Annotated in this window: 17 protein-coding genes and 1 tRNA gene; 4 read left to right on the top strand and 14 right to left on the bottom strand. The window is 36.6% G+C overall.

What is annotated here, in order from left to right:
- Positions 1 to 49 precede the first annotated feature (49 nt).
- From ABVM53_RS09300 to ABVM53_RS09285, 4 genes are all read left to right on the top strand, one after another.
- Positions 50 to 751, top strand: coding sequence for a DUF4197 domain-containing protein (locus ABVM53_RS09300; RefSeq protein WP_371455043.1), 702 nt, complete (start codon positions 50 to 52; stop codon positions 749 to 751).
- Positions 752 to 760: 9 nt separating this feature from the next.
- Positions 761 to 1,741 (top strand): carbohydrate kinase family protein, encoded by a 981-nt coding sequence (locus ABVM53_RS09295; protein ID WP_405325430.1) that lies wholly within the window; start codon positions 761 to 763, stop codon positions 1,739 to 1,741.
- 371 nt (positions 1,742 to 2,112) lie between these two features.
- A complete protein-coding gene (locus tag ABVM53_RS09290) occupies positions 2,113 to 5,139 on the top strand; it encodes a SusC/RagA family TonB-linked outer membrane protein (RefSeq protein ID WP_405325426.1) in 3,027 nt (1,008 codons plus the stop codon).
- A gap of 9 nt (positions 5,140 to 5,148) precedes the next feature.
- A complete protein-coding gene (locus ABVM53_RS09285; RefSeq protein ID WP_405325422.1) occupies positions 5,149 to 6,510 on the top strand; it encodes a RagB/SusD family nutrient uptake outer membrane protein in 1,362 nt (453 codons plus the stop codon).
- A gap of 47 nt (positions 6,511 to 6,557) precedes the next feature.
- On the opposite strand, the gene ABVM53_RS09280 is transcribed toward ABVM53_RS09285, so the two are convergent.
- From ABVM53_RS09280 to mraY, 14 genes are all read right to left on the bottom strand, one after another.
- Positions 6,558 to 7,337: an ABC transporter substrate-binding protein gene (locus tag ABVM53_RS09280; protein ID WP_405325419.1), complete on the bottom strand. Its 780-nt coding sequence runs from the start codon at positions 7,335 to 7,337 to the stop codon at positions 6,558 to 6,560.
- Positions 7,338 to 7,356: 19 nt separating this feature from the next.
- Positions 7,357 to 8,175, bottom strand: coding sequence for an orotidine-5'-phosphate decarboxylase (gene pyrF, locus ABVM53_RS09275; protein WP_405325417.1), 819 nt, complete (start codon positions 8,173 to 8,175; stop codon positions 7,357 to 7,359).
- A 33-nt stretch (positions 8,176 to 8,208) separates the two neighbouring features.
- Positions 8,209 to 9,285, bottom strand: coding sequence for a peptide chain release factor 1 (gene prfA / locus ABVM53_RS09270; protein ID WP_128756499.1), 1,077 nt, complete (start codon positions 9,283 to 9,285; stop codon positions 8,209 to 8,211).
- Positions 9,286 to 9,399: 114 nt separating this feature from the next.
- Positions 9,400 to 10,149 (bottom strand): hypothetical protein, encoded by a 750-nt coding sequence (locus tag ABVM53_RS09265; RefSeq protein ID WP_405325414.1) that lies wholly within the window; start codon positions 10,147 to 10,149, stop codon positions 9,400 to 9,402.
- Between the two features lie 330 nt (positions 10,150 to 10,479).
- Positions 10,480 to 10,553 (bottom strand) — tRNA-Arg (locus ABVM53_RS09260).
- An 8-nt stretch (positions 10,554 to 10,561) separates the two neighbouring features.
- The gene (locus ABVM53_RS09255; RefSeq protein ID WP_405325411.1) at positions 10,562 to 11,011 is read right to left on the bottom strand and encodes a GatB/YqeY domain-containing protein; all 450 of its coding nucleotides are present in this window, start codon (positions 11,009 to 11,011) and stop codon (positions 10,562 to 10,564) included.
- A gap of 157 nt (positions 11,012 to 11,168) precedes the next feature.
- Entirely contained in the window at positions 11,169 to 13,190 is a 2,022-nt protein-coding gene (gene ftsZ, locus ABVM53_RS09250) for a cell division protein FtsZ (protein ID WP_405325408.1), read from the bottom strand.
- A 51-nt stretch (positions 13,191 to 13,241) separates the two neighbouring features.
- Complete coding sequence (ftsA, locus tag ABVM53_RS09245; RefSeq protein WP_128756495.1) at positions 13,242 to 14,591, bottom strand: cell division protein FtsA; 1,350 nt, start codon at positions 14,589 to 14,591, stop codon at positions 13,242 to 13,244.
- A gap of 3 nt (positions 14,592 to 14,594) precedes the next feature.
- The gene (locus tag ABVM53_RS09240; protein WP_405325404.1) at positions 14,595 to 15,284 is read right to left on the bottom strand and encodes a cell division protein FtsQ/DivIB; all 690 of its coding nucleotides are present in this window, start codon (positions 15,282 to 15,284) and stop codon (positions 14,595 to 14,597) included.
- 23 nt (positions 15,285 to 15,307) lie between these two features.
- Entirely contained in the window at positions 15,308 to 16,657 is a 1,350-nt protein-coding gene (murC, locus tag ABVM53_RS09235) for a UDP-N-acetylmuramate--L-alanine ligase (protein WP_405325401.1), read from the bottom strand.
- Between the two features lie 12 nt (positions 16,658 to 16,669).
- On the bottom strand, positions 16,670 to 17,767 hold the full coding sequence (murG, locus tag ABVM53_RS09230; protein WP_405325398.1) for an undecaprenyldiphospho-muramoylpentapeptide beta-N-acetylglucosaminyltransferase: 1,098 nt from the start codon (positions 17,765 to 17,767) through the stop codon (positions 16,670 to 16,672).
- Between the two features lie 15 nt (positions 17,768 to 17,782).
- On the bottom strand, positions 17,783 to 18,988 hold the full coding sequence (locus tag ABVM53_RS09225) for an FtsW/RodA/SpoVE family cell cycle protein (protein ID WP_128756491.1): 1,206 nt from the start codon (positions 18,986 to 18,988) through the stop codon (positions 17,783 to 17,785).
- A 32-nt stretch (positions 18,989 to 19,020) separates the two neighbouring features.
- Positions 19,021 to 20,355: a UDP-N-acetylmuramoyl-L-alanine--D-glutamate ligase gene (gene murD / locus ABVM53_RS09220; protein WP_405325394.1), complete on the bottom strand. Its 1,335-nt coding sequence runs from the start codon at positions 20,353 to 20,355 to the stop codon at positions 19,021 to 19,023.
- A complete protein-coding gene (mraY, locus tag ABVM53_RS09215) occupies positions 20,356 to 21,588 on the bottom strand; it encodes a phospho-N-acetylmuramoyl-pentapeptide-transferase (RefSeq protein ID WP_405325391.1) in 1,233 nt (410 codons plus the stop codon).
- Position 21,589: the final 1 nt, after the last annotated feature.

Genomic DNA, 21,589 nt, shown 5'->3' with positions numbered 1-21,589 from the left:
CGGGATGTATTTGTTTTAAAATATTAGTAGAAAACCCTAACTTAACCTAATGAAAAAAGTAATTGCAGTTATCGCCGTTTTATTCTTAAGTGGATGCGCAGAACTACAGTCTGTAGTAAATAATTTACCCAATCAAGTAGGTGTTGATAATACAACCATTGCAAGTGGACTGCGTCAAGCGCTGGATTTTGGAATAGATAAACAAGTAACTAAACTCACTCAAGAAGATGGATATTACGGCAACCCATTGGTTAAAATTTTGCTTCCTGAAGAATTGCAAAAAGTAGATAATACTCTTAGAAGTGTAGGCTTAGGAAGCTTGGCAGACGAGGGTCTTAAAGTTTTGAATCGTGCTGCGGAAGATGCCGTAAGTACCGCAACACCCATTTTTGTTGACGCTGTAAAACAGATTACCTTCAATGATGCAAAAAATATACTATTGGGTAGTGATAATTCTGCTACACAATACTTAGAAAATAAAACAAATGCTGCTTTATATGCTAAGTTTAATCCTATCATAGAGCAGTCATTTAATAAAGTAGGTGCAGATAAGATCTGGAGTAATTTAATTACAAAATACAATGCGCTACCACTTACAAATGATGTTAACCCAGATTTGACAGATTATGTTACAAATCAAGCGTTAAAAGGGGTTTACACAATGATAGCTGTTGAAGAAAAAGATATACGCACAAATACAGCCGCACGTACTACGACCCTACTTCAAAAAGTATTTGCTTTACAAGATTAATTAATACTTATGGCAAACCCTCTAAAAATTGTCGTTGCAGGTCCTATACCTCGAGACACTATCTCCACTTACGAGAATGATATAATTATGCGATACGGGTGTGTAACACATCCTGTAATTGCTCTTTCTAAATTGCTTGACACGAATGGAGTGGTTATTCCTGTGTCTAATATTCACAAGAAAGATATAAATGGAATTGCCAATGAGTTTAAAGAATTTTCAAATGTTAATCTCGCAGGTATAAACAGTAAAAAAGATCGTGGTACAGTCATCCTACTAGATTTTAAAGATCAAAACAACCGGGAAGAAAAGCAACTGGCATGTATGAATCCCATACGCCCAAAACACATTAAAAAACACTTAGATGCTGCAGCGTTTGTATTTGTCCCTATAACAGATTTTGAGATAAGCTTAAGTACCCTTAAATATATTAAAAAGCATAGCGAAGCTACCATAATTTTTGATGCCCATGGAGCTACTACAGCTATGGATGTGAAAGGACACAGACACCGTAAATTCTGGGTCGATCAAGACGAATGGCTACCCTATATAGATGTTTTAAAAATGAATCTTGAGGAATCTCAATGTATGTCATTTTCAAACGAGTATGATACCGAAATTCCTTCTATATACGATGATAATGCTACTGCACATTTAGATGAATTGGCTTTGCACGTTCTTAAAAAAGGCGTCTCTTACTTTTATGTAACTATGGATTCTCGTGGCTGCATTTTGTTTCAGCTGGAAAATGACCAATTGAAAAAGGACTGGATAGCATCTATTAAAGTGTCTAGAGTTGTTGATACCACAGGTTGTGGCGACTCATTTGCAGGCGGTTTGGCGTATGGCTTTGCAAAATATAATGATCCCGTTAAGGCCGGGCAATTTGCAAATATTTTAGGAGCCAGACGTACTCAAGGAAAAGACTGGGACGTTTTTAAAACCGCAGAAGAAACAGAAGCAATCAGGGTTGCTAATTATGGTTCATAATACTTGGCATATTCTAATTAAAATAGATCCACTTGAGTAGATTCTGAAAAAAAATCAAAATTTAACATTTAGGCAGCTATTGCATTTTTATTTTAAAATAATAGAAATTTATTAATATTATGCTTTTTAAAAACACATTTTATAATATAAATGTAAGCTTTTAATAATTTCGTAAAATCTTGCCCAAGCCGTATCACCACTGATTCCGCTTAATTCTCCTATTACCACTTACCAGCTCCTTATGTAGCGATTAATTACATATTTTTGACGTTCAAATGCGCTGACTATCTCCCACAACATTTATATGATCTACAACCTAATCATAACGTTTAGGGACCTATTCAGTTTTAAATAATTTTAAACCCTTAAATATGAAGAACAAATTACATTTTTCTTTAAGCTTCATTTTGATGCTTACCTGCTACCTTTCGTTTGCGCAAACGAAGTCTGTATCAGGAACTGTAAAAGATGATCAGGGAGTACCGCTTCCCGGTGTTAACATCACAATAGAAGGTACTACAACAGGTACACAAACCGATTTTGATGGTAACTATAGTTTATCTGCAACTGAAGGTGCTGTGCTTAACTTTTCTTATGTAGGTTTTAAAAACCAAAAAGTGACTGTTACCTCAGCTTCTACTTATAACATTACGTTAGCTGCTAGCGCAGATGAGTTAGATGAGGTCTTAGTAGTGGGTTATGGAACCCAAAGTAAGCGTACGCTTACAGACAATATTGTCAAACTAACTTCAGAAGATATTAGTGAAGTTCCTGTTTCTAACTTTCAAAGTGCTTTAGTGGGCAAAGCAGCCGGTGTTCAAATCACACAAACTAACGGTAAGGTTGATGGAGGTTTAAACATACGTGTACGTGGGGCAACCAGCATATCTGCAGGAACGCAACCATTATATGTACTTGATGGTATTCCACTTTATAATGCTAATGAGTCTAGCAACGGAGCTCCTACAAATCCGTTATTATCTATTAGCCCTAATGAAATAGAATCTATCGAAGTTTTAAAAGATGCTTCATCTGCCGCAATTTATGGATCAAGAGGAGCAAATGGGGTAATTATAATTACTACTAAAACCGGTAAAGAAGGTAAATCTGAATTTTCTGTAAATATTAGCCACGGTATCAGCCAGGCTACAAATAAGAGAGACTGGTTAAATTCTTCTCAATACATTGAGCTATTCCGTGAAGCTGCTTTAAATAGTGTAAGTGATGGTACTTTTTCTGATGACGCTGAAGCTATTGCTTATATAGAAGATACTTTTGATGGTCTTGCTAATGGAACAGACTGGAGAAATGGAGCTGTAGATACAGATTGGCAAGATCTTGCTTTCCAAAATGGATCTGTATCTGATGCAGATTTCTCAATGAGCGGAGGTAGCGCAAAAACAAGTATTTTCTTTGCAGGATCACTTAATGAAACTAAAGGTATTATAAAAGGAAATGCATTGAGACGTTTTAATGGTAGAACGAACATCAATCATAAATTCAGTGATCGATTTAATATAGGTATGAACTTGAGCTATTCACGTTCTGATATAGATCGTATCGCAAATGATAATGCGTTTGTTTCTCCATTACAAGCCATAGCGCAACCACCTATTTCTCCTGCTTACAATGAGGATGGATCACCAAATTCAAATACAATTTATCCTAACTTTTTACTTCAGGAAGAAAACTCCTTCTACAAAACGATCATTAGACGTGTAAATGGACGCACCTTTGGAGATTATGAGATTTTAGAAGGCCTTAAAATTAACGGAAACTTCGCCTATGATCTTTATTATCAAACAGAAGATAATTTCACAGGTAGAAATGCTCCTTTTCAAGCTACAAACGGTGAAGTGTTTGCAAGTAGCGTTAACGCCGAGAACTACATTATTTCTGGTTTCTTGACCTATGATAAGCAATTAGGAGATTTCCACACTTTAGGACTTACAGCAGGAACAGAATTAAATGAAACAACGCGTAGATATGAGAGCGTTACAGCAAACCAATTTCCATCAGATGACTTTACAACAGTAGATGGTGGTGCAGATATTGTTGCAGGTAGTGGTAATCGTTCACAAAATGCATTTTTCTCTTTATTTGCAAGAGCTACTTATGACTATGCCAATAAGTATTTATTTAAAGCTAGTATAAGACGTGATGGTTCATCTAGATTTGGTGAAAACGAACGTTATGGAGTATTCCCGGCATTTTCTGCAGGTTGGGTAATTTCTGAAGAAGGATTTTTACAGGATTCTGAAGTGTTGACTTATTTAAAATTACGCGGTAGCTGGGGAAAAACAGGTAACGCAGACATTGGAGATTTCCCTTCTCGTTACTTGTTTGGCGCTATCTCCTATGATCAACGTCCCGGGATTTCATTATCTCAACCGGGAAATCCAGATTTAACTTGGGAGACTACTACCCAAACTGATTACGGTATTGAATTCGGCTTTTTTAACGGAAGAATATCTGGAGAGATTGATTACTACCACAAGAATACAGACGGCCTGCTGTTTGACGTTCCCTTAATTCCAAGTTCTGGTGCGGCTACATTAAGTAGTAACATTGGTGAATTAGAAAATAAAGGTGTAGAATTTGTTTTAAACACAGACAATATTCAATCTGAAAATTTTCAGTGGTCAACCAGTTTCAATTTAGCTTATAACAAGAATGAGATCCTATCGCTTCCTAACGGAAATAATGATATCGTAGTGGGTCAAAATATTCAACGTGTAGGAGAAAATGTTAATGCACTTTATATGTTAGAGTATGCCGGCGTAGATCCTGCAAATGGTGATGCACTTTATTACATAAATTCTGAAAATCCTGATGGATCATTAAATAGAGAAACTACCAACAGCGCAAATGAAGCAAATCGTGTTGTTGTAGGCAATCCGTTTCCAGAATGGTATGGTGGTATTACAAATACTATAAACTATCACAACATAGATCTATCATTTACTTTTCAAGGAGAGTTTGGTGCATCTATCTATAATGGAGGTGGTCGTTTTCAATCTGCAAGTGCAGACTACTTCGACAATCAAACATTAGATCAATATACAGACAGATGGCAAAATCCAGGAGATATTACAGATGTACCACAAGCACGTTTATTTGGAGGTAATGGTACCGCACAATCTACGCGCTATTTAGACAAGAGTGATTTTGTACGCCTTCGTAATGCTACAATAGGATACACTATTCCTAAAGAAACTATAGAACAATATGGTTTAAGTTCAGTTCGTGTTTATTGCACGGGAGTAAATTTATTGACTTTTACAGATTACGATGGCTACGATCCAGAAGCTCGTAGTGATGCAGGTGGCGTGGGACAATCATTTTATTCTGCACCTCCGGCACGTACTATTTCATTAGGACTTAATGTGAAATTTTAAAAAACAACTATGAAATCATTATATAAATTTTCATTCTTATTCATTCTAGCTTTGGGTTTTCAAAGTTGTGATGATAATTTAGAAATTGACCCTCAACAGAGTATAGACGGTTCTACAGCCTTAGCTTCAGAACAAAATATAAGCGCACTTCTTTTAGGTATCTATGAAGAATCTGGCCAAGACGTTAGCTTTGGCGGAGACTTACAAATTATCGCTGATCTTTTAGGTGCTTCTGATGAAAAAAGCTGGTTCGGAACTTTTCTAGCACCACGACAGCTTATTCAGAAAAATATTCTTGTAGACAATACCTTTGTGAGTGATTCTTGGGCAAATGGCTACGAAAGTATAAATCAAGCAAATTTAATCTTAGATAATCTTGATATTGTAACGAGTAGTGACGACAGACGTAATGTAATAGAAGCTGAAACTAAGTTTTTACGTGCTTTAAATTATTTTGAACTGGTGCGTCTTTGGGGTCTTCCTTATGAAGCAGGTACTACAAATAACCAACCTGGGGTTCCATTACGAGTTATTGGTTATGAAGATTATTCACAACCACTACCAGCTGAACGAGCAAGTGTAGAGGAGGTTTACGCACTTATTCTATCAGATTTAGAAACTGCATATGCTAATTTACCTGTAACAAATACAATTTTTGCAACAAAGTATGCAGCTCAAGCATTGCGCGCACGTGTTTATTTACAAATGCAGAACTATGCTGGAGCACGTGATGCAGCTAATGATGTTATTGTAAATAGTGGAGCAAGATTAGCACCTAATTTTGCAAGTGCATTTAACAACGATGCCAATTCAGTTGAAGACTTATTTGATTTTCAAGTTACAAATCAAACAGGAGATAGCGACTTTATTACCTTTTATGCTTCGCAGGATAATGGTGGTCGTGGCGGAGATATTGTATTAAATCAAGCTTATTTTAATTTATTCGACAGCCAATCAGATCAACGTGCACAACTGACATATATAGGTGATTACGGTGATGATTTAACTGGAAAATATACCAATCAATTTGCTAATATCCCACTTATAAGACTTGCTGAAATGTACTTAATACGTGCTGAAGGAAACATAATGACCAACTCAAACGTAGGTGCAAGTCCAGAGGATGATATTAATGCATTAAGATTGCGATCTGGTGCATCAACTGTGAGCGCACCACTAACTCAAGAGGACATCTTACTTGAGCGTCAATTAGAATTAGCTTTTGAAGGCTTTTTATTACACGATTTAAAACGTACTCAAAGTGACGTAGACGGTTTGCCGTATAACGATCCAAGCCTGGTTTTACCTATCCCACAGACTGAGATGGATACTAACAATTTAATCGAGCAAAATCCTACTTACGGATCTTAATCAAAATATAGTTCAACTAAAAACGCCATCTTAATAGATGGCGTTTTTTATTTTAAATCGTTTAGTAATAAATCAAAATAATCAAATGCCAGCAGGAGTCTGCTTCCATACCAACTGAAAAATTCGCCATCCACTAGTAGAATTTTCGTTTTCGTAATATCTTTAAATTCTTGAATGTGTTTCTCTGAAAAAGGAAAGGGTTCTGATGAAAGAAAAATAAAATCGGCATCATTTAATTCGCTCTCAGTTACCTCAGGATAACGACCCGCTTTATTTTCAAAAATATTGTTTAGATGAAGTTCGTTAAGAATTACATTAATAAAATTATCACCTCCGGCAGCCATTAGTGGATTCTTCCAGATTAGATAAGCTACTTTGCGTTGCGGTAAGCTTTTATATTTGCTTCTGAAATTATCAAGTCGGTTTTGAAAATTACGCATCAAAGCATCGGTTCGATCTTTGATATTAAATAGTATACCTAAATCCTTTAAGAAGATTTCAAATTCATCAAAATTGTTAATGTCAGAAACATATACCGGTGCGAGACTTGCACACGACGCTACGATTTCTTGAGAATTCTCTTCTTTATTAGCAATTATTAAATCTGGATTTAAAGCAGCAATTTTATCTAAGTGTATACTTTTAGTACCCCCTACAACTACCTTGCTCCCTCTTAGATCTTGAGGATGTACACAAAATTTAGTGACACCTACTAATTTTGAATCGAGACCTAAATCTATTAGCAGTTCAGATAAACTGGGCACAAGACAAACTACTCGATTTATAGGATTTGTAATGCTTAGGTTACGCCCTAACTGATCATACATAAGGCCATACTGTTTGTTACTACAAAGCTGAAATATAAGGAGCCATCTGCTCTTGCAATTTTTTAGCTTCAGAAGCTGCAGCCTCAGCAAAATCTAAGGAATTTGAGGCATAAATTACTCCGCGAGACGAATTAATTAAAAGTCCTGCTTTGCTGTTAGCGCCATACTTGAACACTTCTTCTACACTTCCACCCTGAGCTCCTACACCTGGGACGAGAAGAAATGAATCTGGCACTATTTTTCGTATATCTGCAAGGTATTCTGCCTTTGTTGCTCCCACAACATACATAAGGCGATCACTATTTTCCCAGGTAGTAGAGGTTTCTAGAACTTTCTTATAAAGCTCTGTTTCCCCAATTTTTTGAGTCTGAAAATCGAATGCTCCCGGATTTGAAGTAAGCGCTAACATAATGGTAAACTTTCCGTCAAAAGCTAAGAATGGCTCCATAGAATCCTTACCCATATAAGGAGCTGTTGTAACAGAATCAAAGCCCAGATCTTCAAAAAATGCCTTTGCATATCTGCTAGACGTATTTCCGATATCGCCACGTTTAGCATCTGCAATGGTAAAAATATCGGGATGATAGGTGTTTAGATAATCTATCGTTTTCTGAAGAGATTGCCAACCTTTAATACCATAAGCCTCATAAAAAGCGGTGTTAGGCTTATAAGCTACCGCATAGGCATGGGTAGCCTCGATTATTGCTTTATTGAATTCAAATATAGGGTCTTCTGACTCCAAAAGATGGCTCGGTATTTTGTCTAGATCAGTGTCTAAACCTACACAGAGTACCGATTGTTTCTTTTTTATTTGCTCAAAAAGCTGCTGAATATTCAAGTGAAATATATTTTTTCTGGTTAGAAGCTCTATTTAAATAGCATCGCCACCTTCGGCTAATTTTTCGGTATTACTTACTAATTGTAGTTCGTCTATAATACGTTGAATATCGCCATCTATAATATTAGACAAATCGTACAATGTCAAGTTGATTCGGTGATCTGTCACACGCCCTTGAGGATAGTTATAGGTGCGTATTTTTGCACTACGGTCACCACTGGTAACCATAGATCCTCTTTTAGCAGCATCTGCCTCTTGCTTTTTAGCCAGCTCCATATCGTACAAACGGGATCGAAGTACCTTAAAAGCTTTTTCTTTATTCTTATGTTGTGACTTCTGATCTTGACACTGCGCTACCAAGCCGGTAGGAATATGTGTTAATCGCACTGCAGAATACGTCGTATTTACAGATTGACCACCTGGCCCTGACGAACAGAAGAAATCGATACGCACTTCTTTAGGATTGATTTCAACATCAAACTCTTCGGCCTCCGGAAAAACCATAACAGTCGCTGCACTAGTATGTACACGTCCTTGTGTTTCGGTCTGTGGCACACGTTGCACACGATGTACACCTGCCTCAAAGCGTAGAGTACCATAAACATCTTCACCCGTAACCTCTACCTGAATTTCTTTAAAACCACCACTGGTTCCTTCACTATAATCGATTGTGCTCGTTTTCCATCCTTTGCTCTCACAGTATTTCATATACATACGATAGATGTCACCCGCAAATATACTTGCTTCATCACCACCCGTACCTGCACGTATTTCCATTACTGCATTCTTAGAATCTTCAGGATCCTTAGGAACAAGCATAAATCTAATTTTCTCTTCAAGACCGGGAATAATTGATTCTGCCTCTTCAAGTTGCATTTTGGCCATCTCCGTCATTTCTGGATCACTGCCATCTGCAATAATTTCTTTAGCTTCTTCTATACGCTGGGTCTGCTTTATATAATTTTCACGCTCATCCATAATGGCGCGTAAATCCTTATATTCTTTATTGAGCTCTACATAACGCTTCTGATCTGAAATTATATCGGGTTGAATGATAAGATCACTTACTTCGTCGAAGCGTTGTTTTATAAAGTTTAATCTTTCTAACATGGGAATTTTTAATTGCTTGCGAATTTACGCAAAAAATAAGGATGTCTCAGCAAAATTAATTATTGAAGCATAAAGGTTGCTGAGATTATTTTAATGAAATTAGAAATGTACTCTCTAGAAGAATTCTTCTTTTAAATTCATTTCCTTTTTGCGCATAGCTGTGTTAACCCCATAATTAATTATAAGCACGAGTCCAAGAATGTAAAATACTCTCACGGGAATATCTAACGACGTACATCCCAAGTAATATGCAACACAAAGGTTTACATCAGAAATCATTAATGAGAATACTCCAAATGAAAATACGAGTGATCTCAGATTACCCAGCCTGTAATAATAGTATATAGCGACAAAAATCAAACAGATGAGACTTGTACCCATCGCATAGAATAAGTATGAAGTTTGCACATTCAGAAAATATTCCTGCACAAGAGATTCTAATACATAAAGAATAAAAAAGCTTATGAGAGCAAATAGACCAATTGCCAATATGGGTGGAAATTTAAAACGGAATCGCAGCAAGTTTCTTACTTGTTTAATAGTTAATAAGGTATAAGCAATAAACCCGCAAGTAAAGAAAAGATAGGTGTTTTTTTGATCCTCATAACTAATCATAAAATAGTCCCTTAAAACAAATGCTGCAATTGCAAAAAAGAAGAGTTTGTTGTGTTTGGGCAGTACAAATTGATAATACACTAGAATGAGAACAGAAGAGATAAACCGATTATATCTCATTACAGTCAAATTAAAAAAGATCGTAGCTAATGTATTACAGACAATCAAAATACCTCCTAAATAGATAAGATTTTTTAACCAGACTGTTTTTTCAGGATATTTAATTTCAGGGCTTTCTTTATATTTCATCCAACAGAAATTTTACTATAAATATCTATCTTCCTGAATTTAGGCAATTTATATCATTATTAGGACTAAAATATAAATTAAACAACACACTGGTTTGATATTCTACCCGGTCAATTCCATATTATATTTGAAATTGCTTTTACAATTTATGTAACACAAACAGTAATCAGTTTAAAACTGGAAGATCAATTTGTATTACCACTCACTTAAAGAGATAAATAAAATGGAGTTATTTAGGACAGAAATATTTTTTAATAATAGACAGAAGTAAAAACAATCTCAAAAAAAAATCCATAAAACACATTAATAATGTTTTATGGATTTTTAAAGTGACCCCGGAGGGATTCAAACCCCCAACCCTCAGAGCCGAAATCTGATGCGCTATTCAGTTGCGCCACGAGGCCGATAAATATTAAGCTAATTTTTGTCTAACTATTGTAGAAATGGTTTTGCCGTCTGCTTTACCTGCGAGCTCTTGTGATGCTAATCCCATCACCTTACCCATATCTTGCATTCCTGAAGCACCGGTGGTCTCTATAATAGATAAAACTATTTTTTCAATCTCTTCAGGACTCATTTGTTCTGGTAAAAATTGCTCAATTACCGCAGCTTGAGCTAATTCTTCTTCAGCCATTTCTGTACGGTCCTGCTCCGTGTAAATTGCAGCACTATCTTTACGTTGCTTTACTAATTTTTGAAGGATTTTTATTTCTTCCTCTTCAGCAAGCTCCTCACTAGCTCCACTTTCAGTCTGAGCAGTAAGGATAGCAGATTTAATAGCACGTAATGAAGCCAAAGCATTCTGATCTTTTGCTTTCATCGCAGTCTTCATCGCGGTCATCACCTCTGTCTGTAAACTCATAATATGGTATTTTTTCGGAGAGCGAATATAGCTATTATAAAGCATTTTCTCCAAAAGTTTAAATCAAAAATGACCAAAACCTTTTAGATACAGATTTAAATTTAAAAACCCCAGATATAAAAATATCTGGGGTTTTGATTTCAGCATATAGCCATCACTAATCTACATTATCATGTAGAAAAGAGTTATTTCGTCTTAATTGAATCTCATCATTATCGTCTTTACTTATTGACGTACGTGACAATCCAGAATTAGCACTAGGATTTTGACTTAAATCTATCCCTTGTCTTTTATAAGCTGGTTGTCTCTCGATCTCATCAATACGAGATTGATTGTTGTGAAATTTGTAATTAAATTCTTTCATCATACGCTTACGTTCTGCAGCGCGTTCTGTAAGTAATTCTGAAATAGGTGTGTTCATAGGATTCTCATCCTCTTCTGGAGTATATTCTTTAGGCTTTTTATCTACCACAGGTCGCTCATATACTACAGGCTCTTCCTGCTTTTTCTCTGGTTGTCTTGCAGGCTGCTGTGGCTTAGCTCTATTTAGATGCTCTTCCATTTCCATATAGTCATCAAGACTGTAGCGTTTTTCACCCTTTTCATTTACTTCAGTAACCGAAACTATTTCTACCGGATTATTAACTTCGATATTATTAATATCATCATCAAGACTGTAAAAAATATCTGCCTCTTTTTTTTCAGCTTTTGGTTCTACAGGCTGTTGCTTCGGTTTTTCTTCGTTTAATGGAAGATCAAAAGAAAGCGTAAATTGTTCTTCCTCTTCCTCAAATAAGTTTACTTGCGGAGTACGAGTAGGTTTTTCAACACTTACAATTTTAAAGTCCATATCCAGATCAACCATCTGTGGCTCTTCATCAGAATAATCAAGAACCTCCTCATAAATAACCTGAATATTGCGGATAAGATCTGTAGTAGGAATCAAATCCATTTTAGGCTTTCCCAAGTCCTGCGTACTTTGATTCACCATTAAATCTATAGGATCATCGCTGTCATCTAACGTGTGCACTATAGGCTTCTTTTCTGGCTCAACTGTTTCTTTAGGAGCAGGAGTTGGAGCATCAAAGTTTAACCGACTTCCCGTACTTTTAGGTGATAATTCGTGCTGAGCACGCTGTTCATCTTCTAAAGTGTGTATGATTTTTTTTGTTTCGGTATTAACGATCTCATTTTGTTGCTCTACATTAAAACCCGTAGCAATAATTGTTACAGATATAGCATCTCCTAGACTTTCTTCTTCACCTACACCCATAATGATGTTAGCACTATGACCTGCTTCATCCTGGATGTGATCGTTAATTTCTCCTATCTCATCTATAGTAATCTCTTCGGTACCAGAAACGATAAGCAACAATACGTTTTGAGCACCTGTAATTTTATTATCGTTTAATAATGGCGAGTCTAATGCTTTTCTAATGGCATCCTGAGCACGACTGCCACCACTTGCATGAGCACTACCCATAATTGCAGTACCACTGTTACTTAAAACTGTTTTTGCATCTCTAAGGTCAATATTCTGAGTATAATGATGTGTAATTACTTCTGCAATTCCACGTGATGCAGTAGCAAGTACTTCATCTGCTTTACTAAAGCCTGCCTTAAAACCAAGGTTACCATAAACCTCACGTAATTTATTATTGTTGATAACAATTAATGAATCTACGTGGCTACGTAAACGCTCTACACCCAATTGAGCCTGCTCGTTACGCATCTTTCCTTCAAACTGAAAAGGGATAGTTACGATACCCACCGTAAGAACATCCATCTCCTTAGCCATTTTTGCAATTACAGGCGCCGCACCAGTACCTGTACCACCACCCATCCCGGCAGTAATAAAGATCATTTTTGTGTTTGTACCCAGCATTTGCTTGATGTCTTCAGAACTTTCTATAGCTGCTTTTTCACCCACATCAGGATTTGCTCCAGCTCCTAATCCTTCAGTAAGGCTTACACCTAATTGAATTCTAATGGGCACCGGACTATTTTCCAGAGCTTGTGAATCTGTATTACACACGACAAAGTCAACTCCCTTTATCCCTTGCGTAAACATATGGTTAATGGCATTACTACCACCTCCACCTACTCCAATTACTTTAATGACGTTGCTCTGATTTTTTGGTAAATCAAACGAAATGTTTTCAAAATCTGTGTTGCTCATAATATATCGTTTTACCGGTTTATTAGTTGGATGTTTTTCTTTTTCAATTTCTTATTCTGCATTATCAAGAAAATCCTTGAACTTTTCTGCCCAAGTATCAAATATGCTTTTTCTAATCTTTTTCTCTTTTGGCTGCACTATTTCTTCTTCCTCATCTGTCTCTATTGCTGTTTCCGGTTGCTCCTCAATAACCTCTTCTTCAACAATTGCAGTATCCTGTTGCGCTTCAGGTTCATTCCTGCGGTGTTCAAGACTGTTCATTACCAGACCTACGGCGGTTGCATACAAGGGGCTCGTAGTCTCCGAATCACTATCTCCGGCTAGGTGCTCATTAGGATAGCCTATACGAGTATCCATTCCGGTAATATATTCAACAAGTTGTTTTAAATGCTTCAATTGTGAACCACCACCTGTAAGAACTATACCAGCAATAAGCTTCTTTTTCTGCTCCTCGTGACCGTAATTTTTTATTTCTAAATAAACCTGCTCTACAATCTCCACAACGCGAGCATGAATGATTTTAGAGAGATTTTTTAACGTGATCTCTTTTGGTTCTCTACCACGTAAACCAGGTATAGAGACAATCTCATTATCTTTATTCTCACCAGGCCAAGCAGATCCAAATTTTATTTTAAGAAGCTCTGCCTGTTTTTCTATTATACTGCAACCTTCTTTAATATCTTCGGTAATAACATTACCCCCAAAAGGGATAACAGCAGTGTGACGTATTATACCGTCTTTAAAAATCGCAAGATCTGTGGTACCTCCACCTATATCTATTAAAGCTACACCTGCCTCTTTCTCTTCTTGACTCAAAACAGCATTTGCCGACGCCAGAGGTTCTAATGTAATTTTATCCAGATTGAGACCGGCGCTTTTCACACATCTTCCTATGTTGCGTATGCTACTTACCTGGCCCACTACCACATGGAAGTTTGCCTCAAGTCGACCTCCATACATACCTATGGGCTGTGTAATTTCGGCTTGACCATCAACTTTGTATTCCTGCGGAAGTACATGAATAATCTCTTCTCCCGGAAGCATTACCAATTTATGTACTTGATTACATAACATATCAATATCACGCGGACCTATAACCTGGTCTGCATCTGCTCGAGTTATGTAATCGCTATGTTGTAAACTGCGTATGTGTTGTCCCGCAATACCTACCACCACATCTTCAATCTTCATACCAGAGACACTTTCTGCTTCCTGCACGGCTTGCTGAATAGACTGTATGGTTTGTGTAATATTATTTACAACCCCTCTATGAACACCAAGGCTCTTAGACTTGCCAATTCCTAAAATTTCTAACTTATGATAATCGTTGTAACGACCTATCATAGCGACAATTTTGGTAGTACCAATGTCTAATCCTACTGCTATGTCTTTCTGTTCCATAACTTAAATTTTTGTCCCAACTACCTGGCCTTTAAATCTCAGGTCTATATTCTTATAATTTGGGAGACTATTGTCTTTAATCGCCTTTTGATAAAAAGCTTTATAGTTTGCAAACTTGCTTTGCAAATCTTTAATCTTTCCTAAAGTGATGTTATAGTTTAATACCCGCGGCGTTAAACTGTAATTACCATCTGCTTTTCGGCTGATCCCTATAACCTGCTTTGCAAGCAAATCATCTTGCTGTAAATAATTTAAAAGTGGATAAACCTCTTTTATTTGCTCGCGTGATACTCCATCTATTAATGGTACCCGAGCAGAATAGTTTGTTGACAATGGCATATATGAACCATTCTCATCGATATAAAAAGGTTTTTGTGCTTGCACGCGACCCAGAGGCTTTCTCTGTTTTACAGTTGCACCTACCACACCATCAAGGGTTAGGTAAACATCTGCATCAGAAATCATTGCGTGCGAATCTAACTTATCCTCTAAGTTTTTCAAAACTAGAATTTCTTTCCGCTGTCCCTCTAAGGGTTTTCCATTTTGTATCAACAATTTATCAACCGTTTCAGCAGTTATAAATAGGTTTGCTCCTGCTTCAAAATTTACTTCTACCACTTTTATTGTTCGATCTGAATTTCGCTTGTGCGAAAATGCTACTAAAAACAAAGTGACTAGTAGTAAACAGAACATTCTTATATAAAACCACCCTATCTTCATTCGCTATAAGATTTAGTGATTTTCAATATTTCTTCCCCAATATCTCCTGCGCCCATCATTACCTTGACAGTTGCTTTTGAAGCTTTCATTTTTGCCTCTAGATTCTCTTTTGTAACTAATCGTTTTCTAGCGACAGTAATTAAGTTTAGTAATTCCTGAGAATTTACTCCTTCTATCGGCTGTTCACGTGCAGGATAAATATCTAACAGCAATAACTCATCAAACTGCGATAAACTTCTTGCAAAATCTTCCATGAAATCCCGGGTACGACTATACAAATGAGGCTGAAAAACTCCTAAAACTCTTTTGTTAGGATACATTTCCCGAACGGCATTATGCACCGCATCAATTTCTGTAGGATGATGCGCATAATCATCTATAAGCACCTGCTTTTCTGTCTGAATTCTATATGTAAATCTGCGATTAACCCCTTTAAATGCGACTAGCGCTTTGGCGAGCTTATCGGCAGGGCAGCCATATTCTAAAGCCATCGCCAAAGCAGTTATCGCGTTTGACAGATTGTGTCTGCCAGGTAGGTTAAGTACCAGATCTTTAAGCATACCACTGGGATATTTTAAATCAAAGTGATAAGCTCCATTTTTTATATTAACATTTATAGCGGTATAGAGCGAATTATCTTCGACACCTACGGTAATACCGTCTAATGGCAAACCGTTAGCTATAAATAACACGCCATCCTCTTTTACTTGAGCTGCAAAATCTTTAAAACTATTTTGTAATGTTTCAGAATCACCGTAAATATCTAGATGGTCTGCATCCATAGATGTGATTGCAGCTATATTAGGATATAGTTGCATAAACGATCTATCAAATTCATCTGCCTCTACAACTACGATCTCTTCACCTTGCTGTATTAAATTACTTTGATAATTTTCGGCAATACCTCCTAAAAAAGCAGTTACAGGTAATTCACAGGAAGCCATTAAATGACCTAACATAGCGCTTGTGGTTGTTTTACCATGAGTGCCAGCTACTGCCAGACAAAATTTTGATTGCGTAAGCAAGCCCAAAACTGCTGCGCGTTTTAATATTTTAAAATTATTCTGCTGAAAGTATTGATATCCTAAATGAGTCGTAGGAACAGCAGGTGTATATACAACTAGTGTATTTTGCTGATTTTTATAAAGTGCAGCTATCTCATCAAGAGAATCATTAAAAGTTATGTCAATCCCCAGTGCATTTAGAGATCGCGTAATTTCTGAAGGTGTTTTGTCATAGCCCGCAACATTTTTACCAGCAGCTTTGAAGTAACGTGCCAGAGCACTCATACCTATACCGCCAATGCCGATAAAATAAAAATTAGATATGTTATTTAAACTATTCAATTATGCCTGTTGTTATTGCTTTTTAAGCATTTGTTCTATTTGATCAACTATCTGTTGTGTTGCATCAGGTTTAGCCAATTTCAAAATATTAGCTCCTAATATCTCCTGTCTATTTTCATTATTTATTAATCCTGAAAACTGATTTCTAAACGCACCGTCTAGCTCTTTTTCTTTTATAAGCAAAGCAGCGTCCTTACGCACTATCGCTTCTGCATTTTTTGTCTGATGATCTTCAGCGACATTGGGAGAAGGAATAAATATCACCGGCTTACCCACCAGTGCTAATTCTGACACAGATCCCGCTCCGGCTCTACTTATAATTATATCAGCTGAAGCATAAGCCAGATCCATTGTATCTATAAAAGGTACAACTTGAACATCTGCAGATGCATTTTGGTGTTTGTACTCTTCATAATAGATCTTACCGCATTGCCATAAAACTTGTACGTTTTGATCTAAAATAAATTGTAATTCGTTATCGATTAATTTATTTATCGCTCGGGCTCCGAGGCTTCCGCCTAATACTAAAAGCGTTTTTTTTGAAGCGTCAAGATTATATTTGGCAATACCTGTTTCACGTTTTGAATTGATATCTAACAAATCTTGGCGCACTGGATTTCCCGTAATAAAAATTTTTTCAGATGGAAAAAACTGTTGCATATTTTCATATGCTACACATATGGTATCAACTTTCTTTGCCAGTAATTTATTGGTTATACCTGCAAAACTATTTTGCTCTTGTATAAGCGTTGGTTTACCGGAGCGTGTGGCCATTTCTAATAAAGGTCCGCTTGCAAAACCACCTGTACCTATAACCGCATCTGGTTTGAATTTTCTAATTATTCTGGCAGATTTAATTAAACTGCTAATTAGTTTAAACGGAAACATCAAGTTCGCAAATGTTAATTTACGTTGCAAACCTGCGATCCATAATCCTTCAATTTTATATCCTGCAGCCGGTACTTTTTCCATTTCCATACGATCTTGAGATCCTACAAAAAGAAATTCCGCAGTCGGATATTTCACTTTTAAAGCATCTGCAATAGCAATTGCCGGGTAAATATGTCCCCCGGTTCCACCACCTGATAATATGAATTTATAGTTCTTCAAATCTTTTTTACGTTATTAAATGGTTTCGCTTAATATATCTAGCGGATTCATTTCTTCTTCGTCCTTAATTTTTACTTCTCCTCGTTTTACGCTCACGCTTAAAATTATTCCTATAGCAAGACAGGTCATCCATATCGAGGTTCCTCCACTACTTACAAGTGGCAAGGTTTGCCCTGTAACCGGGAATAACTCAACAGCAACAGCCATATTTATTAACGCTTGAAATACGATAGGAATTCCCACCCCTATTACGGCTAACTTTCCGAATACGCTGGGTGCTTTATTTGCAATTACCAGAATTCTAAATAATAGCAGCAAATACATTACTAACAGTGTCAATCCACCAACTAGACCAAATTCTTCAACAATTATAGCGTAGATAAAATCTGATGATGATTGCGGTAAGAAGTTCTTTTGAATACTCTTTCCTGGGCCCATACCTACGAGTCCACCGGTCGCTATTGCTATCTTTGCCTTTTCTATTTGATAATCCCCTTCACTATCTTCATTATCAGAAAAACTATCTATCCTACTTATCCAGGTATCAACACGGTTAGGAAATACTCCCGGAAAAGCTTTAGCGGCCAAAATAAAAAGCGTTAATACGAGTAAACCTGAGACCACTATTATACTTAAATACTTAATCGGGTAACCGCCAAGAAATACAAGCGTAAGAACCATTACAAATATGATAGCTGTAGTAGAGAAATTGGCCGGTAAAATCATACCTAAAATAAGAGCCACTGGCACCCATAAGGGTAATATACTCTCTTTAAAGGTTATGGTTTTATCTTTAATTCGCGAAAGATAACGCGCGATATAAATCATTAATACAACCGATGCCAATGTAGATGTTTGAAAAGTAATTCCCACAAACGGAACTTTAATCCATCTACTTGCATTTGAGCCATCTATAGTTGTTCCCTGAGCCATAGTCACGATTAATAAAATGATGACTACTGGAATTCCTATTATAGAAAGACCTTTAAAATAATGCGAAGGCACTTTATGTACGCCATAAATTATAGCAAAACCTAATACGAGATGCATAAAATGGCGTAATAAATACGGAAATGTATCTCCATTCCCTCCATATAAATACGCCAGGTTACTACTAGCACTAAATACCGGCAAAAAAGAAAATAATGCAAGAAAAGCGGTGATCGCCCAGATAGAACGATCTCCCTTTAATGTAGCAAATATGTTTTTTGATGTACTCAATGTATTCCCTGTTTACAATGAATTATAAATTACTATAAGTTTCTAACCGCATTTTTAAATTGTCTTCCGCGATCTTCATAATTATCAAATAAATCAAAACTTGCACAGGCAGGTGACAACAACACGTTATCTCCTTTATCTGTAAGCTTGTATGCTATCTTCACAGCTTCTGTCATAGATTCTGTTTCAATAATAGTCTCAACCATATTGCTAAACGTGTGTAATAATTTTGCATTATCTACACCTAAGCATATTATCGCTTTCACCTTCTCATTCACAAGCGGAAAAAGATCCTTATAATCGTTCCCTTTATCTACACCTCCCACAATCCATACTGTAGGGGCACTCATACTATCTAATGCATAAAAGGTTGCATTAACGTTAGTGGCTTTTGAATCGTTTATGTATGAAACGTTATTAATTTTTAATACATATTCTAAGCGGTGTTCAACTCCCTGAAACCCTTCTAACGATTCTCTAATAGTCGCCTTGCGAATACTTAATAATCGAGAAGCTGTCGCTGCCGCCATTGCATTCTTTGTATTATGTGCACCTTTAATTTCTAAATTTTTTGTTGACATAGTCATTCTCGTATCGTCAGTTATTATGTTTATTTCTTCTTGTGCATAATAAGCACCTTGTTTTAATTCTTTAGTGATAGAAAACGGCATCAGCTTAGACCGTACCGGGTGTTTTTCTAACCACTCAACTATCACTTCATCATCTGCATCATATATTAAATAATCTGCTTCTGTCTGATTCTCTGCTATTCTAAATTTTGACCGTATATAATTTTCAAATTCATACTCATATCGGTCCAGATGATCTGGTGTTATATTTGTCAAAATCGCAATATGCGGAGCAAATTTTTCAATACCATCTAATTGAAAACTGCTTATCTCTAGCGCATAATAATCCTGATCATCTAATGCTACCCATTTTGCAAAGCTGTCTCCTATATTTCCGGCCGCCACACTTTTTAATCCGGCTTCTTTCAGAATATGAGCCATCAACATGGTGGTTGTGGTCTTACCGTTACTTCCGGTAATGCCAATCAAAGTTGCCTGTGTATAAAGAGCAGCAAATTCTATTTCAGAAATAACTGGAATATTACTTGCTTTCAATTGCTTAATTAGCGGTGCTTTGTCTGGTATTCCCGGACTTTTCATCACTAAGTCTGCATTAAGAATTAGCGACTCTGTATGCCCACCATCTTCCCATTTAATTTCAGAATCATTAAGAACGTCCTGGTAGCTTTTCTTTATCTTCCCAAAGTCTGAGACAAATACAGCATACCCTTGTTTTTTACCCAAAATCGCAGTTCCTACACCACTCTCACCGCCGCCTAAAATTACTAACCGCTTCATCTATCTAACCTTTAGCGTTACAATGGTTATAATCGCTAGTAGAATTCCTATAATCCAAAAACGAGTCACGATTTTACTCTCGTGAATACCCTTTTTCTGATAATGATGATGAAGTGGCGACATTAAAAATATACGTCTGCCTTCACCAGATTTTTTCTTTGTGTACTTAAACCAACTCACCTGCAACATCACCGATAGTGTTTCCATAAAGAAGACACCACATAGAATAGGTATTAATAGCTCTTTACGAATGGCTATAGCAATCACAGCGATAATCCCACCTATGGTTAAACTTCCCGTATCTCCCATAAAAACCTGAGCCGGATACGTATTGTACCATAAAAAACCAACCAGCGATCCCACAAACGCAGTGATAAAAATTACCATCTCCCCAGATCTAGGTATATACATCACATCCAGATAATCGCTAAAAATGATATTACCAGAAACCCAAGCAAAAATCCCAAGTGTGAGCACAATTATTGCAGAGGTACCGGCAGCTAATCCGTCAATCCCATCTGTTAGGTTAGCTCCATTTGAAACTGCAGTCACTATAAAAATTACTATAGGGATAAACAATAACCACGAGTATTTTACATAATTAGGGCCTAACCAACTCACTAAAACACTATAATCGATCTCATTATTTTTAACAAAAGGTATAGTGGTTGTTAGTGCTTTTTCTTCTGAAGAAAACTCTCTAGAACTACTATCTACAAGCTCTTCTTGTTGTGCAGGGCTATTGGCAATCTCTTCTTTGACAGTAACCCCGGGATGAAAAAATATGGTAGCGCCTACGATAACCCCTAAACCTATTTGACCAAATATTTTAAACTTTCCGCTTAAGCCTTCTTTATTCTTTTTTCTAATTTTTAAAAAATCATCTATAAAACCTATTGCTCCCATCCACAGGGTTGTAACTATTAGCAAAATGACATAGACATTTTCTAGTTTTGCCAGTAAAAGAACCGGTATTAAAGTCGCTAGAATTATTATAAGCCCACCCATTGTAGGTGTCCCCGCTTTTTCTACCTGCCCTTCTAAACCTAAGTCACGTATTGATTCTCCCAATTGCTTTTTTTGCAAATAAAGAATAATGCGTTTTCCCCAAATTGTTGAGATAGCTAACGACATTAAAATCGCAATTGCCGCTCTAAAAGTTATAAACCCAAAAAGACTTGCTCCCGGGAAGTTGTATGCACGCTCTAAGTATTCAAACAGGTAGTACAGCATA

The organism is Leeuwenhoekiella sp. LLG6367-2.1, assembly GCF_045055775.1.
GTDB classification, from domain to species: domain Bacteria; phylum Bacteroidota; class Bacteroidia; order Flavobacteriales; family Flavobacteriaceae; genus Leeuwenhoekiella; species Leeuwenhoekiella aequorea.
Note: the sequence above shows the minus strand (reverse complement) of the source record. Positions and strands in the feature narration are given on the sequence as shown.